The organism is Plesiocystis pacifica SIR-1, from assembly GCF_000170895.1.
GTDB lineage: Bacteria > Myxococcota_A > Polyangia > Nannocystales > Nannocystaceae > Plesiocystis > Plesiocystis pacifica.
In genome coordinates this window covers 1-15,378 of the sequence record NZ_ABCS01000157.1, presented here as the reverse complement: position 1 = coordinate 15,378, position 15,378 = coordinate 1, and the positions used below count along the sequence as shown (strand labels likewise).

General features: G+C 72.8%; 14 protein-coding genes. 5 read left to right on the top strand and 9 right to left on the bottom strand.

What is annotated here, in order from left to right; all coding sequences use genetic code 11:
* Positions 1 to 3,141 (top strand): AAA family ATPase (locus tag PPSIR1_RS39230; protein WP_006976862.1); only part of this gene is annotated, 3,141 nt, incomplete at its 5' end.
* Here the strand turns inward: PPSIR1_RS39230 and PPSIR1_RS39225 are convergent.
* A complete protein-coding gene (locus PPSIR1_RS39225) occupies positions 3,119 to 3,433 on the bottom strand; it encodes a hypothetical protein (protein ID WP_006976861.1) in 315 nt (104 codons plus the stop codon). The two genes, PPSIR1_RS39230 and PPSIR1_RS39225, sit on opposite strands and share 23 nt — an antisense overlap.
* 474 nt (positions 3,434 to 3,907) lie before the next feature.
* On the opposite strand from PPSIR1_RS39225, the gene PPSIR1_RS39220 reads away from it, so the two are divergent.
* Both PPSIR1_RS39220 and PPSIR1_RS39215 read left to right on the top strand, forming a co-directional pair.
* Positions 3,908 to 5,620 (top strand): hypothetical protein, encoded by a 1,713-nt coding sequence (locus tag PPSIR1_RS39220; protein WP_086002115.1) that lies wholly within the window; start codon positions 3,908 to 3,910, stop codon positions 5,618 to 5,620.
* Positions 5,621 to 5,667: 47 nt separating this feature from the next.
* Positions 5,668 to 6,027, top strand: a complete 360-nt coding sequence (locus tag PPSIR1_RS39215) for a nuclear transport factor 2 family protein (RefSeq protein ID WP_006976859.1) — start codon at positions 5,668 to 5,670, stop codon at positions 6,025 to 6,027.
* A 4-nt stretch (positions 6,028 to 6,031) separates the two neighbouring features.
* On the opposite strand, the gene PPSIR1_RS39210 is transcribed toward PPSIR1_RS39215, so the two are convergent.
* The 8 genes from PPSIR1_RS39210 to PPSIR1_RS39180 form a co-directional block, all read right to left on the bottom strand.
* The gene (locus PPSIR1_RS39210; RefSeq protein WP_006976858.1) at positions 6,032 to 6,883 is read right to left on the bottom strand and encodes a hypothetical protein; all 852 of its coding nucleotides are present in this window, start codon (positions 6,881 to 6,883) and stop codon (positions 6,032 to 6,034) included.
* A 30-nt stretch (positions 6,884 to 6,913) separates the two neighbouring features.
* Positions 6,914 to 7,759 (bottom strand): DUF3592 domain-containing protein, encoded by an 846-nt coding sequence (locus tag PPSIR1_RS39205; RefSeq protein ID WP_086002112.1) that lies wholly within the window; start codon positions 7,757 to 7,759, stop codon positions 6,914 to 6,916.
* A 12-nt stretch (positions 7,760 to 7,771) separates the two neighbouring features.
* A complete protein-coding gene (locus tag PPSIR1_RS39200) occupies positions 7,772 to 9,007 on the bottom strand; it encodes a cytochrome P450 family protein (protein WP_006976856.1) in 1,236 nt (411 codons plus the stop codon).
* A gap of 17 nt (positions 9,008 to 9,024) precedes the next feature.
* On the bottom strand, positions 9,025 to 9,792 hold the full coding sequence (locus PPSIR1_RS39195; protein ID WP_006976855.1) for a TetR/AcrR family transcriptional regulator: 768 nt from the start codon (positions 9,790 to 9,792) through the stop codon (positions 9,025 to 9,027).
* Positions 9,793 to 9,905: 113 nt separating this feature from the next.
* Positions 9,906 to 10,850, bottom strand: a complete 945-nt coding sequence (locus tag PPSIR1_RS50975) for a hypothetical protein (protein WP_006976854.1) — start codon at positions 10,848 to 10,850, stop codon at positions 9,906 to 9,908.
* Between the two features lie 338 nt (positions 10,851 to 11,188).
* Positions 11,189 to 11,344 carry a hypothetical protein gene (locus PPSIR1_RS50970; RefSeq protein WP_006976852.1) on the bottom strand — a complete coding sequence of 52 codons (156 nt, stop codon included), beginning with the start codon at positions 11,342 to 11,344 and terminating at the stop codon, positions 11,189 to 11,191.
* A gap of 284 nt (positions 11,345 to 11,628) precedes the next feature.
* A complete protein-coding gene (locus PPSIR1_RS39185) occupies positions 11,629 to 12,684 on the bottom strand; it encodes an AAA family ATPase (protein ID WP_006976851.1) in 1,056 nt (351 codons plus the stop codon).
* 74 nt (positions 12,685 to 12,758) lie between these two features.
* Positions 12,759 to 13,646 (bottom strand): hypothetical protein, encoded by an 888-nt coding sequence (locus PPSIR1_RS39180; protein WP_157596446.1) that lies wholly within the window; start codon positions 13,644 to 13,646, stop codon positions 12,759 to 12,761.
* Between the two features lie 209 nt (positions 13,647 to 13,855).
* Between PPSIR1_RS39180 and PPSIR1_RS39175 the strand changes: the two genes are divergently transcribed.
* Positions 13,856 to 14,653, top strand: coding sequence for a hypothetical protein (locus PPSIR1_RS39175; RefSeq protein ID WP_157596445.1), 798 nt, complete (start codon positions 13,856 to 13,858; stop codon positions 14,651 to 14,653).
* Positions 14,654 to 14,910: 257 nt separating this feature from the next.
* On the top strand, positions 14,911 to 15,351 hold the full coding sequence (locus PPSIR1_RS39170; RefSeq protein WP_006976848.1) for a hypothetical protein: 441 nt from the start codon (positions 14,911 to 14,913) through the stop codon (positions 15,349 to 15,351).
* The last annotated feature ends 27 nt before the right edge of the window (positions 15,352 to 15,378 follow it).

Genomic DNA, 15,378 nt, shown 5'->3' with positions numbered 1-15,378 from the left:
GGCCTTCGCGGCGCGCTCGAGGGGGCGCGGGCGCTCGGCTCCGAAGGGGTGCTGGAGGGGGCCGAGGTCGCGCTGGCGCAGGCCCGGGGGCGGAGCCGGGCGGCGATCGACGCGAAGGCGACGCTCGAGCGGATCACGGCCCTGGGCGCGGAGGTCGAGGAGGCCGCGGCGGCCCTCGAGCGCGCTCGGGGGTGGCGCGCGCGGGTAGGGGAGGACCTCGACGCCCTCGCCCTCGACCTGTGCCTCGGCGTGCCCCAGCTGTGGGCTGCGCCCTCGCCCCTCGCCAAGCCCGACGCGGGCCCGAGCTGGGGCGCGAGCTACCTGGTCCGTCCGCGCCTGCAGGTGGCCGCGCACTACGAGCCCGCGCCGGACCTGTTCGTCCACGACCGCGAGCTGGGTACGGTCGGGCTGGTCTACACCGTCGAGGTCGGCGGCGCGTCGGGGGTCGGGGTCGAGGAGCTGCGCCCGCTGCTGCGCGACCTGGTCGAGCGCGCGACCTACCTGCGTCACCTGCTGCTCAGCGATCGCAGCGGCGGGGGGGCAGACGTGGACAGCGCGACGGTCGAGCTGGTGGTCGCCCCGGTGCTCGCCTTTGATTGCGTCGAGCCGGCCCTCGAGGCCCTCGGCCACGCGCTGCGCCACCTGTCGCGGACCACGGACTGCCTGCACGCCGTCGGCATCAACCTGCTGACGCTCGTGCCTGGAGCGGGCGGAGGGGGGTCCTGGACGGGCCTCGGGCCCGCGGCGCTGCGCCGGGCCTTCGCGTGGCTGCTGCCCGATACGCGCCGGTGGTTCGAGGCCCCGGGCAACGTCGCCGCGGGCGGGGGCCGGCTCGAGTCGGTCGAGCTCGAGGACTACCGCCTCCCGGGGCTGCGCCGCTTCGTGCTCGACCCGCGCGCGCGCCTGCACCTGCTCCACGGCCACAACGGCTCGGGCAAGTCCTCGCTGGTCGAGGCCCTCGAGCTGATGCTGACCGGTTCCATCGAGCGCCTCGCGGGGGTCGACGACTACGCCGGGGTGATCCGCAACCGCTGGGCGCCGAAGCACCGCCACGCCAGCGTCGAGCTGCGCTGCAGCGGCGGGGTGCACCGCTTCTCCTTCGCCGACGGGGCGCGGCCGCCGAAGGACATCGCGGGCCGCTCGGCGGTCGAGCTCGCGGCCTCGTTTCGCCTCGACCAGACCGTCATGGATCGCCTGGTGCGGACCAGCGACGCCGACCGGGCCGCGGAGCTGCTCGCAGCTTTCTTCGCCGAGGACACCCGGGCCCGGGAGCGCTGGCGCCAGGCCGTGCACGCGGCCGAGGTCGCCGTGGCCCACCTGCCCGCGCGGGTCCGTCGGTGGCTGGGCAGCCGTCGACGCGAGCGCCAGGACCTTCACGAGGTCCTCGTCGACGCCCTCGCCAGCCTCGACGCCGGACAGGTCGACCCGAGCCTGCTCGACGCCGTGTTGCCCGTGCCCCTGGCCGAGCTGCGGGTCCTCCACGGCCAGGTGCCCGAGTTCGCCGAGGTCGAGGCGACGCTCGGGCGTCAGGGCCACGTGGGCCTCGACGGCTCCGAGCTCGAGACCCTGCAGCTGGGCCTCGAGCGCTTGCGCGCCGGCCTGGTCGCGAACCTGGCCGTGCTCGAAGAGGCCCAGCGCAGCCTCGAGCAGCTCGCGGGCTGGTGGAAGGAGGAGCGCGGGGCGGCGCGGCCGCAGGGGCTGCACGAGCGCGGGGCGGCGGCCCGGGCCATCGACGGGTGGCTCGAGCTCTCGGCCCTGGTCGAGCTCGGCGAGCAGCAGCTGCGCATCCTCGACACCTTGTCGGCGGCGCGGGAGTCGGGGTGGAGCGGCGAGGCGCTGGCGCAGGCGAACTCGGCCGAGGGCTTGCTGCGGAGCCTGAGCGAGACGCCCGAGGGGGTGCGCGAGGACCTGCGCCAGGGCCTGCGGACGTGGACCCACGCCCGGGATCGCTTGGCCCTCGAGCTGCGCCGGGCGGGGGGTCCAGGTGCGGGCGAGGCCGCGGTCGAGGACGCTCGGGGGAGCGCGGGCGAGGCCGCCGCGGTGCGACCCACTCCGGCCGTGCGCATGCACCTCGACGCCGAGGCCTTCGCGGCCCTCGATCAGCTCGGCTGGTGGTGGCGACCGGACGAGCCGAGCCCCGGCCTTGGCGAACGGATCCGCGAGGCCCTGGTCGAGGCCCGAGCGGCGCAGGTCGAGGACCGCGCCGAGCAGGCCCCGCGCTTCGCCGGGGTCGAGATCGGCGCGCCAGGGTGGACCGAGCCCATGCGCGAAGCGGCCGCGCGCATGCTCGACTCGCTCCGGGCGGTGCGCGAGGCCGAGGACGAGCGGCCCTCGCTGGCCGGGCTCGTCGAGCCTTCGGGGGCCGAGGCGCCGGAGACCAGCGAGGCGGTCGGGCCCGGGCTGACCGCGGTGGTCGACCGGGTGTGTCAGGCCCGGGCGCTCGCCCTCGAGGCCCACGCCGTCGGCGTCGAGCTCAACGAGAGCTTCGTCGCGCGCCTGGCCGCGGCCGACGAGGACGCGCGCGGGCTGATCGACGCCCTCAACGAGCTCATGGCCCTGTTCACTCCGGCGCGCTGGGCCTACGAGGACGTCAACCTGCGCCTGGTCGACGAGGGCGACACGCCGCGCTTGCACTTCGAGACTGGTTCAGAGACGGACTCAGAGACGGACTCAGAGACTGGCGCAGAGACGGGCAGCGAAGCTCGGGCGCCGCGGCGGGCTCGGGCCGAGCTGCGCCTCAACACGGCCCAGCTCAACGCCTTCACCCTCGCCCTGTTCCTGCTGTGCGCGCCCCGGGTGCGCAACCCCCTGGGCCTGCTCGTGCTCGACGACCCGCTGCAGAACATGGACGAGCTCACCGTGACCTGCCTGGCCCGCGGCCTGAGCAAGTTCCTGGCCGTGCTGCCCGAGCCCTGGTCCCTGCTCATGCTGTTCCACGGCGAGAGCGACCTGATCCGCTTCCGCGAGGAGGTCGAGTGCGGGGTCTACTTCCTGCCGTGGCTGTCGCCGACGGCCCGCGGCAGCGATCAGACCATCGCCGTCGACGCCCTGGCGAGCCGCCTGGGTCTGCCGGGGCAGAGCCTGCGCGCGCTCATCCGCCTGGTCGAGGCCGACGGGTTCACCAGCGCAGATCGTGGTTGACGCGCGCCTCGTCCTCCGGCGCGGCGGGCGGGAAGCTCCAGCGCCCCACGGTGGCGGGCTCGGACAGCTCGCTGGCGGCGGCGGCGATCGAGCGCACGCGGCCGCCGTCGTCGAGGATGAAGGCGAGGCTGAGCGCGCCGTGCTCGTCGCCGACGCAGGCTTCGAGGGCGTCGACGTGGAGCGCGAACACGGCCCCGACGGCGGCGGGGGAGACGGTGCCCTGGACCCGCGGGAGGCCGGCGTCGCGCAGGCTTTCCTCGGAGCTGAATGCGAAGGGGTAGCGCAGGGTCATGGGCGCGCCGTCGCGCGGGCGGGGAACTGCCAGCGGGGGAGGGCGGCGAGCAGGCAGGGCGCGACCTGGGCCTGGCCCGGGGGCTCGCCGAGCTCGTCGCTGACGATGGTCAGCGCGCCCGCGCGACCCCGAGCGACTCAGGCCAGCCTCGAAGCAAGCCCGGACCTCACCGACTTTTGCCCGCACGACCGTCCGGATCTCGTCTCGCGTCAGCGGCGGGGGCGGCTCGGCCTGGGCGTTCACTCCAGGGTCCAGCGCTTCGGCCGGGACGGCCGTTGGGTTTCGCGTGGTGCGACCGGCGGCTCCGGGGTCGGCGGCCCTGCACACGCAGCCAGGCCGCCGACGAGCGAGGCGACGGCGCCCAGGTGCCGGCGCCAGGGCCAGGTCCAGGTCCGGGCCCGCGAGAGATGCGCGCTCGCCTGGAAAATCGCAGGGACCATCAACATGGGAGCCTGGCGATGGTAGATCCAGGCCATGCGTCTGTCTTGCTGCGTCGCGCTCGCTCGCACCCGAGGGCGCTTCGGTCTGGGTCCGCTGTTGAGCGCGGTCCTGCTCTCGGGCGCGGCCTGTACCGCCTCGACCACGGGTGTCGGCGACGATGAGGGCGAGGACTCGACCGCGGACGAGAGCGCGGACGAGAGCTCCTCGGACAGCGGCTGCGCCGTCGGCCAGGTCGGCTGCATGTGCACCGAGGGCGGGGGCTGCGACCCGGGCCTCGAGTGCGTCGAGGGGCTGTGCGAGTCCGTCGGCGGCGAGAGCAGCTCCGACGACGAGACGGACTCGGGCTCCGAGGACGGGTCCTGCTCGGGGCTGGGCTGCGCCTGCGACGGGAGCCCCGAGAGCTGCGACGCGGGCCTGGCCTGCGTCGGCGGGATGTGCGTGTCCGACAGCTGCGGCAACGGGGCCCTCGACGCCAACGAGCAGTGCGACGACGGCGACGAGATCATCGGCGACGGCTGCGATCCGGACTGCACCTACACCGAGGTCGAGGAGCTGTCCCTGGGCGCGCACCACACCTGCGCGCTGATCGAGGGCGGTCGCCTGCGCTGCTGGGGCGAGGGCTTCTTCGGCCAGCTGGGCTACGGCAACATGGCCAACCTCGGCGACACGGAGACCCCGGCCAGCGTCGGCGACCTGGCCCTGCCCCTGGCGATCACCGACGTGGCCGCGGGCGGCTACCACACCTGTGGGCGCTTCGTGGACGAGAGCATCCGCTGCTGGGGCCAGAACTTCCACGGCCAGCTGGGCTACGGCGACACCGAGCACCGCGGGGACGACGAGGTGTTGACCATGCTGCCCGCCGTCGATCTCGGCGGCGCGGGCGACATGCTGGCCGCCGGGCTCTCGCATACCTGCGTGCGCGCGGGCGGCAACACGCTGCGCTGCTGGGGCCTCAACACCTACGGGCAGCTGGGCATCTCCAGCCTCGACGCGATCGGCGACAACGAGCTCCCGAGCGCGGCCCAGTACACCTTCCTGGGCACGGAGGCCGCGGCCCTGGGCCTGGGCGGCTTCCACAGCTGCGCGACCGGGGCGGACAACGAGGTCCGCTGCTGGGGCCGGGCCGACCGCGGCCAGTCCGGCTACGGCAGCCTGACGATCTACGGCGACAACGAGGCCCCGGCCGACGCCGGCCCCGTGCCCGCCTACCCCGAGGCCATCCCCGAGGGCGTGATCATCAACGCGGTCGCGCTGGGCAACGAGCACACCTGCGGGCTGTTCTCCAGCGGCCAGGTGCTGTGTTGGGGCAAGAACGACCGCGGCCAGCTGGGCCAGGCCAGCACCTCTTACGGCTACGGCTACATCGAGGGCGAGGTGCCGGCCAACCTCGTGCCCATCGAGCTCGGGGCCACGGCGACGGCCCTGGCCGCGGGCGGCGAGCACACCTGCGCCCTGCTCAGCACCGGCCAGGTGCGCTGTTGGGGCTCGAACTTCAACGGTCAGCTCGGCCAGGGGAACACGGTCGACGTCGGCGACGACGAGGTCCCGGCCGCGGGCACGCCCGTGGAGCTCGGCGCGCCGGCGATCATGATCGCCGCGGGCGAGGCCCACAGCTGCGCGGTCACGGAGAACTTCGAGGTGCTGTGCTGGGGGGCCAACCCCGACGGGCGCCTGGGCTACGGGCACACCAACCAGATCGGCGACGACGAGACGCCGGCCTCGATCGGGCCCATCGAGCTGCTGTAGCTTCGCGGTCTAGCGCCATCGAGCGTCGATCTGATAGCGTCGCCTCGATGTCGAACAGAGCCAGCATCGAGCAGTGGGTCGAAGGTCTCAACAGCGCCAACATCGACGCGATGATGGCGCTCTACGCCGAGGACGCGTCCTTGCACATCGTGTTCGCCGAAGCGGTCGAGAGCCGCGCGGCGATCCGCGAGATGTTCGCGGGCTACTTCGCGGCGGCCAAGATGCACTGCATCGCCGAGCGCCTGCACGAGGCCGACGCCCACGTGGTGCTCGAGTGGCGCGACCCCATCGGCCTGCGCGGCTGCAACATCTTCGAGTTCGCCGACGGCAAGATCGTCCGGCAGCGCAACTACTTCGATCAGCTGACCTTCCTGCGCAAGCAGGGCCTGCCGATCCCGCCCGAGTAGGCGCTCAGCCGGCGGCGCCGGTCTCGGTGCCCGTGCCGGTCTCGGTGCCCTCGCACTCGCCCGTGTCCGAGCCCACGGCGCAGCTGCTCGGCTCGGTCTCGAGGTGGCTGGTGCTGTCGGCCGAGGGCCGGGCGGCGCGGCGCAGGGCTCCGCTCAGACGCTCGCCCAGGTCCACGGCCAGCCGCGCCTTGGCCACGTCGAGGGGGTCGGCGCCGCCCTTTTGGCCGCGCTTGGGGCCCAGGCGCAGGCCCTCGCGGTTGGTCGCGCTGGCCTCGACGGCGCAGACCAGCGCGCCCTCGCGATCGAACACGCGCAGCCACGCCCGGGCCGAGCCGGGCTCGTAGTCGTACTCGGGCTGCTCTGGATCGCCGCCCGGGCGCAGGCTGATCACCGGGGGCTGGTAGTCGACGGTCTTCGCCACCCGGACGTAGCGGACCTCGCCCAGGCGCGCGCTGGCCTTGGCGATGCGCTCGAGGTCGCGCTCGCTGGCGTCGCTGAGGCCCTTGCCCGCGAAGCCCAGGGCGTCGGCGAACACGTCGTCGTTGAAGCTGGCCGGATCGCCGCTGAGGATGCCGCGCGGATCGGCGTCGGACTTCCCGGTGTGCAGGGTGTCGAGGCGCGCCCAGCTGACGTTGAGGGCCTTGCCCTCGAGCAGGGGGCAGGGGATCGCCTCGCGCGGCGGCGGCTTGGAGGCGGCGGCGTGGATGGGCGCGAGGGCGTCGCGGACCTCGCTGCCCTGGCTCTTGGCCGCCTTGCCCTCGGCGGACAGCGGCACCCGCTCGGGGCGGCGGTCGCTTTGGTTGGGGCCGCAGGCGAGCAGGGCGAGGGGCGCGAGGGCGAGGAGCCGAAGACGCATCGGGGACAGCCTATCAGGCCGCCAGATTCGCTAGTAGATGAAGGCCCAAGCCGCGGCGACCCCACCGACGAGCAGCGCGAGACCCAGGAGCGGCAGGGCGAGCGAGGGGCCCACGGGCGCGGCGCTGCGCAGCCGACCGTCGGGGCCGAGCGCGAGGCCACCAGGGACGCGAGCGGCGAGGTGCACGACCTCGGGGTCGTCGGGATCGACGAAGGTCAGCGCCCGATCGCCGACCTCGAGGCCTGCGCGCCCGTCGGCGTGGATTGTCGCGGGCGCGCCCTCGGCGAGGGGGGCGAGGTCGATGCGCCAACGCGAGGACGCGTCCTTCGGGGGCTGCACGGCCGCCACTCGAGCCCAGCGCGCGTCCCCTCGCCGGACCGGCCTCAGGCTGGCGAGGCCCTCGGACACGGTCATCGCCAGGCCCGCGAACACCGTGGTCAGAAACATCAGCGGCCCGATCAGCACCCACCCCGAGAAGCGGCGGCGCTGAAAGCCCTCGAGGCGGGCGGCCTCGGGCTGGTCGCGCAGGTACTCCACGCGCACGACCTGGCCGAGGGGAGGCGCGGCGTGGTCGTCGGTCTCGGCGTAGGAGACCCCGCGCAGCGCCTGGCCGTCGACCGCGTAGCGAAACTCGACGATGTGGACTTCCTTGTAGTCGTCGCTGGAGAGCGAGACCCCCGTGACCTCGCCCTCGACCACGGCCAGCGGCTCCGAGAACTCCACGCGCGTGGCCAGCTCGGAGTCGAGGGCGAAGGCGCAGGCGATGGCCAGCACGACGCACCCGAGCACCACGCCGCCCTGAACCAGGCGCCCGCCCAGCGCGGCGTGGAGCCACACGGAGAGGCTCAGCCGTCGCGGTGGCGGGGGCGGGTCCACGGGGCGAGCCTATCAGCCGCGGGCGCTCGGGGACGGGCGGCGGCGCATCCGGAGCGGGAGGCGGTCCAGGCGGTGCAGGAACAGGGCGTCGCGGTAGCGGATGCGCGCGCGCTCGACCGCGAGCTCGGGGGGCTCGAAGCGCTGGAGCAGCGCCGTGAATGCGATCTTGGCCTCGAGCCGGGCGAGCGGGGCTCCGACGCAGTAGTGGACGCCCATGCCGAAGGCCAGGTGGGGGTTGGGCGTCCGATCGAGGAGCAGCGCGTCGGGGTCGTCGAAGACCGCCGGGTCGCGGTTGGCGGACAGCACCATCGGCATGATCGCCGCCCCGGCCGGGAGCTGGGCCCCGCCGAGCTGCGTGTCGTGCTTGGCGTAGTAGAACTCGGTCCCCAGCGTGGGTCCGTCGTAGCGCAGCAGCTCCTCGATGGCCGCGGGTAGGCGCTCGGGGTGCTCGCGCAACTCTTCCCAGCGCTCGGGGTGCTCGGCCAGGGCCAGGGTCCCGTTGGCGATCAGGCTGACCGTGGTCTCGTGCCCGGCCGAGAGCAGCAAAAAGGCCATGGCCACGAGCTCGTCGGTGCTCAGCCGGTCGCCCTCGTCCTCGACCAGGGCCAGCGCGGACAGCAGGTCGTCGGTGGGCGCGGCCCGCTTGCGCGCGGCGAGCTCCCGGATGTAGCGCTGGAAGGACCACAGCCCGCGGAGGATGAAGGGCATGTTCCAGGGCGAAAAATTGCGCATGACGTCGTGGACCCAGCCCTGGAAGCGGCGCCGGTCCGAGGCGGGCACGCCGACCAGCTCGGTGATCACGTGCACGGGCAGGGGCAGGGCGAGGGCGTCGATGAGCTCGACGCTGCCCTCGTTGACGATCGCGTCGCACAGCTGCGCGGTCTTGGCCTCGATGCTGGGCGCGAGGGCGGCGACGGTCTTGGGCGTGAAGGCCCGGGCGACGAGCTTGCGCAGGCGCCGGTGCATGGGGTCGTCGCTGGTGATCATGCCGTTCATGAACGACTCGGCCAGCTTGGGGATGCGGAGCGCTCGCTGGCCGGCGGGTCCCAGCGCGGTGTTGGTCGGATCCTTGACGAAGGCGTCGGGGGACTTGAGCACTGTCTCGACGTCGGCGTAGCGGGTCACGAAGTAGACCTCGCGCCGGCCCAGGCGCCCGCGGTGCACCGGGTCGTGCTCGCGCAGGCGCGCGAAGATCGCGTGGGCGTCGTTGTGCAGGGCTTTGGAGCGCAGGTCGTGGCGGGTCGGCATGGTCGGTCACTGGTCGGTCACTGGGGGGAGGGGCGGGCGCCGTGGAGGAAGAGCTCGACGAGCTGGCGGGCGTCGGCGGGCGCGGGCGAGCGGGCGTCGGCGCGGGCGAACAGGGCCTGGCCCGCGGCGAGGGAGAGCAGGGCCTGGGCGAGGGTGCGGGGGTCACCGACGAGCGCGCCCGCGTCGACCTGGCGGGCCATGAACGCGACGAGGCCCGCACGCGCCTCGCGCTCGACGGCGACGAGCTCCGCGACCAGCTCGCGGCTCTCTTCGTCGGCGGCGAAGCTCAGCCCAAACCACGGCGCGTGGTCCGAGACCTGGCGCAGCACCGCGTCGACGAGGGTCTCGAGGGCCTGCTCGAGGCTCGCGTCGGCGTCGAGCATGACCGCGTCGAGCACCGCCCGGGGGCTCCGCTCGGCCGTGAACGCGCGCAGCAGGGCCTTGCGGGTGCCGAAGATGCGGTAGACCGTGGCGACGCCGATGCCCGCGTGGTCGGCCACGGACTCCATGGTCATGCGCGGGAGGCCGCGGCTCGTCGCCAGGCTCGCGACCGCGTCGAGGCAGCGCTCGCGCGCCGAGGCTGGGGGCTCGCTGGCCTCGATGCCCGCCTGGCGCAGGGCCTGCTCGAGCTCGCTACGGGAGCGAAAGTGCCGGTAGACCGTGGCGCGCGAGACCTTGGCGGCGCTCGCCAGCTGGGACATGGACCAGGGCGCGCCCGACTCGATCAGCCCGCGGGCTGCCTCGAGCAGCGCTCGGGTCCGGTCTGTGGGCTCCGCGGGGGACATGAGACACCTTGATAGCTCAATGTCTCATGGTGTGCCAGTCTGCATTCGACACGAAGGCCGTGCCCGAGCCAGGAGCGCGGGGCTCAGGGAGCTCAGGGAGCTCACAGGGGGCTTCAACCCAGGGCGAGGGCGAGGGCGAGGGCGGCGAAGCGGCGCCGCCAGGCCTCCCAGTCGTCCTCGAACACAGGCACGGCCGCAGGCCCGCGGCCCTCGTCGGTCCACAGCAGGGGCGGCGCGTGGTCGAGGTCGAGGCCGTGCTCGCGGATCTGGCCATGGGCGCGGACAGCTGGGGCGTCCTCGCTGGCTTCGCTCGAGCTTCGCGCCATCGACACAGGCACGCGCGCCCGGAGCTCGTCCGCGTCGGCGGCGTCTTCGAGCTCGGCGGTCGGTCCACCGAGGAGCCAGATCAGATCGCTGCCGCCGAGCTCCGTGGCCCGCTCGGCGTGGGTCCAGGCCGCCTGCACGCCCTCGACGTCGATGAGCTCGACGGTCCCGGCCTCGATGTACTCGCGCAGCACGAGGGCGAGCAGGGCGGACTCGGGGGCGAGGGGCTGGGGCACGCCGAGGGTGCCGCCGGGGGGGCGGGCGACGAAGAGCAGGTGCAGGTGCAGCTCGGCGGCGTCGAGCCACGCGCACAGCTTGCGAACCATGGCGACCACGGCCCCCAGACCGACGACCAGGCGCTGCCAGGGCACGCTCGGGTCCTTGATCCGCGCGCGGTCGAGCTCGGGGCACAGCGCGAAGCTCAGGGTCCGCCGCTCGCGGGTGTGCACGCTCTCGTCGCGGGTGTACTTGAGCAGCTCGCCCGCGGCCCAGCGGACCTCGAACAGGTCGACCTCGCCGGTGGCGCGCTGCTCGGCGTCGCCCATGTAGATGAGCTCGGAGCTGACCAGGCTCTCCATGCCGCCGATGGTCGAGATCGAGGAGTAGCCGCCGATGGGGTAGGCGCTCTCGTCCTCGATGCGCGTGGGCGTGCGGCCCCGTCCCTGCTCGGGTCGACGCACGCGGACCGGCAGGGCTTGCTCGACGGCGTTGGCGGCCTCGACGATCTGGGCCATGGCCAGGCGCGTCGAGGCCGAGCGCAGGGCCAGGGGGTTCTCGAGGGTCAGCAGCTCGATGTCGCCGATCAGCGCGCCGCAGCGCCGGGCGCCTCGGGCCAGCTCGGCGTAGCGCTGGGCCAGCTCGGCGCGCAGCCGGGCCGCGGCGAGCTGGGCGTCGGCCCGGTCATCGTCGTCGTCATCGTCGTCGACATCGGGCTCGAGCAGGGCGGCCCCGAACTCGGTCAGCAGGGCGCCCCCGAGCGCGGCGAGCTCGAGGGGGGGCCGGGTCAGGACGCGGCGGATCGCGGCGGGCCCGGGGGCGTCGAAGCGCTCGTCGCCCTGGTCCCGGGCGCTCGTCAGCTGCGCCGCAGCCGGGTCAGGACCTGCTCGACGAACACCGCCGTCGCGGCCGGGCGCAGCTCCTCGTCGAGGCCCGCGAGGGCGTCGCGGGCGGACTCCAGCCGGTAGTCGGCGGCGAGCCGGCCGAGCACGTGCTCTTCGTAGGCGTCCACGGCCGCGCGCAGCTCGAGGTCGGCGATGGCTCGGAGCGGGCGATGTCGAAGGCGTCGCGGTTGAGCAAGCGGCCGATGTCCGCGACCACGCCCAGGGGCGGGAGCAGGGGCAGGACGTCGACGGTGGCCTCGACGTAGGGCAGGGCGAGCTCGAGCAGCTCGACCCCCGCGGCCGCGCCGCGCTGGAGGGCCAAGCCCGCCGCCGCCCAGTCCTCGACCCGATGCCGCGCTCGACTGACGATGACCCTACCCTCCGTGCTCGCGTGTCGTGGCTTGGGCCGGGATCAGTCCAGGCCGAGGAGCTTGGGGACCTTGTCCTCGAGCACCGCGAGCTCCTCGCGGGTCTCGCCCAGGTAGGTCAGCAGGCACAGGTCCTCGCGCTCGACCTTGCCGCCGTGGAACAGCCACGCCCGGGTGCGCAGGAGCTTGTAGAGCTTGACGACCTTGCGATCGCTGACGAACACCCCGTCCTCGCGGCGCAGGGTCTTGAGCAGGCGGTGGAGCTCGCGCAGCAGGTCCTCGGAGAAGAAGCGGTGGCGGTCCCGGAGCGCGGAGCCGTCGGGCTGGATCTCGCGCCGAGCCATCTGCATGGTCAGGTAGCGGTTGGCCTTGAGCAGGTCGACCAAGCTGGCGTGGCCCTCGATCCACGGCTTGCGGTTGAGGTCGCGCTGGGTCTGGGCGTCGAGGCCGGCGTCGATGAGCTCGAAGAAGTGCTCGTCCTGGACCGAGTGGGTCACGGCCTTGAGGCAAAAGCGGTCCTTGAGGGCCGCGAGCTCGGCGTGCTCGGGGATCTCGTTGGTCGCGGCCAGCAGCACCTCGAGCGCGACCGGGACCGGCGCGCCGTCCTGGTAGTACTTGCGCTCGTTGATGATCGTCAGCAGCGAGTTGAGGATGGCCGAGTTCGACTTGAAGATCTCGTCGAGGAAGACCATGCGCGCCGTCGGCAGCTTGCCCTGGACGCGCCGGACGTAGCGGCCGTCGCGGAGCAGGTTGATGTCGATGGGACCCATCACCTCCGAGGGCTCGGTGAAGCGGGTCAGCATGTACTCGAAGTAGTCCGCGTCGGGGATGCCCAGGGCGTCGCGGAACTTGGTCACGAGGTCGGACTTGGCCGTGCCGGGCACGCCCACGAGCAGCAGCGGCTCCTGGGCGATGGCGCACACCGTCATCAGGTCGACGATCGACTGGCGGTCGACGAAGTAGTGGCTGAGGGCGACGCGGAAGCGGTTGAGGCGTTCGCGGACGCCCTGGGCCTCGGCGGCCAGCTCCTCGTAGCCGAGCTCGTCGACGGCCGCGAGCTCCTCGTCGAGTTCCGTGGGGGTCGCGGGGCCGTCGGTCATGAGCTGCGCATCATAAACGATGGGCGCCGCGGTGGCAGGGGGTCGGGCAACACGGCCCCGAGTCACTGCCTGGGTCACTGCTGAAAACAATAATGCGGCAGCTCGGTCGAGGTGCAGCCGAACTGGCAGCCGTTGAGGTAGGTCCACCAGACACTCTCGGCCAGGGGCACGCCGACGATGCCCGTCATGTTGTCGTTGACCGTCGTCCACCCCCCGCAGTTCGACGGGGAGGTCTGGCCGGTGGGCACGATGCCGGTCCACGCGAAGTGGTCGGCGTCGGGACAGAAGCTGTCGATCGGCGTGGGGCCCTCGCCCGTCTCGGTCAGGTCGATGGGGTGGAGGAGCTCGCCGACGAAGAGATCTTGGGTGGTCTCCGCGATGATCGTGCCGTCGACGAGGAAGTAGGGGCCGCCCTCGGTGAAGGTGTTGGCCGGGTTGTCCTCGCCGACGCCCAGCCAGGCCCTGAACTCGCCGTCGAAGCCCGCCGCCTCCGCGAGCTCGGTGCAGCGCTGGTGGGCGGCGGACAGCGGGCCGAGCTCGTTGCCCGGGAGGGCGACGGAGGTCAAGAACACCAGCCGGCCGTCCTCGGAGACGCAGTCGTGGTCGACGCAGTCCTGGCCGGGGGCGCAGGCGTCCTCGCACGCGCCGCAGTGGAGGGGGTCGCTGGAGATGTCGGCGCAGACGTCCCCGCACGGGATCTCGGGGAGCCGGCACGGCTCGTCCGTCTCCCCGGCCTCGGACTCCGCCTCGCGGGTGTCGGTGTCGTCCCCGTCGAGGGTCTCGGTCGCGTCAGCTGCGTCGGTGCCGTCTGTCGAGCTCTCCGAGCCCGTCGAGCCCGCCTCCGTCGAGCCTGCGTCCGCGTCGCTCGCGTCTCCCGTGTCTCCGATTTCCTCGGTGTTGTCCCGTATCGCGTCGAAGCCCGGATTGAACATCGTGCATGCCGGGACCAGGAGAGCGCTCACCAGGCACAGCCGCGCAGCTGAGCTTCGAAAAGCCATGGCCCAGCATACGTCGAATACAGTCGTCGTCATCCTGGGCGAGCGGTCGCAAGAGCTGCCGTTCGCTGCGCGCTATCGCGCAGCCTCTCCGTGACGTTCCGTACTTGCGCTTTGATCACCAGTTTGAGCGAAAAAGCACCCAAAGTGCGGTTGATTTCGTGCATGATGCCGCCATGAATGTTCGTTTCGCCGCCATTGGAATCCTCTCGACCAGCCTCGCCCTCTCTGCCTGTGTGACGGAAGTGGATCCGCCGGAGGACGACGGCGCCGCAGACGACACCGTCGGTGACGACGCCAGCGACGACACGACCGGCGGCGACGACACGACCGGTGGTGAGGAGACCGGCTCCACGGGCGAGACCACCGGCAGCACCGACGACGCCGGGACCACCGACGAGGAGACCACCGACGAGGGCACCACCGACGAGGGCACCACCGGCGGCGGTGGGGAGTGCGGCACCGAGGCCGCGCCCGCGGGCACCCTCGAGGTCGGCCAGCCCTTCTCGCACTGGTCCGGGCTCACCGTCGAGGGCGACGAGTGGGACTACTGTGAGATGGCGGGCACGCCCTTCATCCTGGTGATCTCCGGCGCCTGGTGTGGCCCCTGCAACGACCTGGCCTCGGGCATGGCCGGGATGCAGACCGGCTTCCAGAACCTCGGCCCGGTCATCGCCGGCGTCGAGGGGGGCACCCTCGGCTTCGTCGAGGTCCTGCTCGACAACTTCAACGACTTCGGCGCGGTCACCCAGGCCGACCTCATGCAGTGGGAGGCCGCCTACCCCAACGAGCACATCCACCTCGTCGGCGACACCACCCCCGGCACCGACGGCGGCGAGCCCCTGTGGCAGTACCTCAGCCCCGTGCACATGGGCGGCCTGCCCGCGGGTGTGCTCGTCGACGCCGACTTCAACCTCGAGGTCACCGGCCTCAACGAGGCGCTCGCCGCTGGCGGCTCGCAGTACGGCGGCTGAGCGAGGCTTCGCTGTCGACACAAAAAGAGGAGCGGCCTCGGCCCGCTCCTCTTTTTGTTGTCACCTCGTATTGACCTTCCGTTGTCTGGGGGACCCGGTGTCGACTGCAGACCCCCGCCCTCGCTCCAGTGGTCCTCGTCTTGCCGATGGTCTAGATCGTCGGCCTCGTCGACTCGTGGTGGAAGGTCCCGCCCGAGCCCGGCGACAGCTTCTTCGCGGCGATCGGCGAGGACCTCGACAGCTGGCTGCACCCCTTCGTGCTCAGCGCCCACGACGACCTGCTGTGCAACAAGCAGTGGCTCGACGGCAACATCATGACGCCCATGCGCCTCTACGTCGACGCGGGAACATGCGCGCCCGCGAAGATCCCCGATGAGCGCAGCGGCCCCTTCGCGGAGCTGTTCTTCGTCGCCGCCCGCGACATGGACTCGTGGGACCCCAACGGCGTCTACGTCGACACCATCAGCCACGGCAGCGTGTTCATCTCGCGTCAGGGCTGCGAGGGCGAGTGCCCCGAGACGGCCGACCTGTTCGAGTGCCCCGCGGCGGAGCCGTGGCCGGACGACCGCGTGGAGATGCGCTTCGTGGGCTACGCCTACGAGCCGAGCAGCGACGGCTACGACCACGTGTGCGAGATCCTGTCCGTGGAAGACAACGCCGAGCAGGTCACCTACGTGCTCGACTGCGGCGCGCTGTAGTCGGCGGCTCGCGGTCGATGTGAGAAG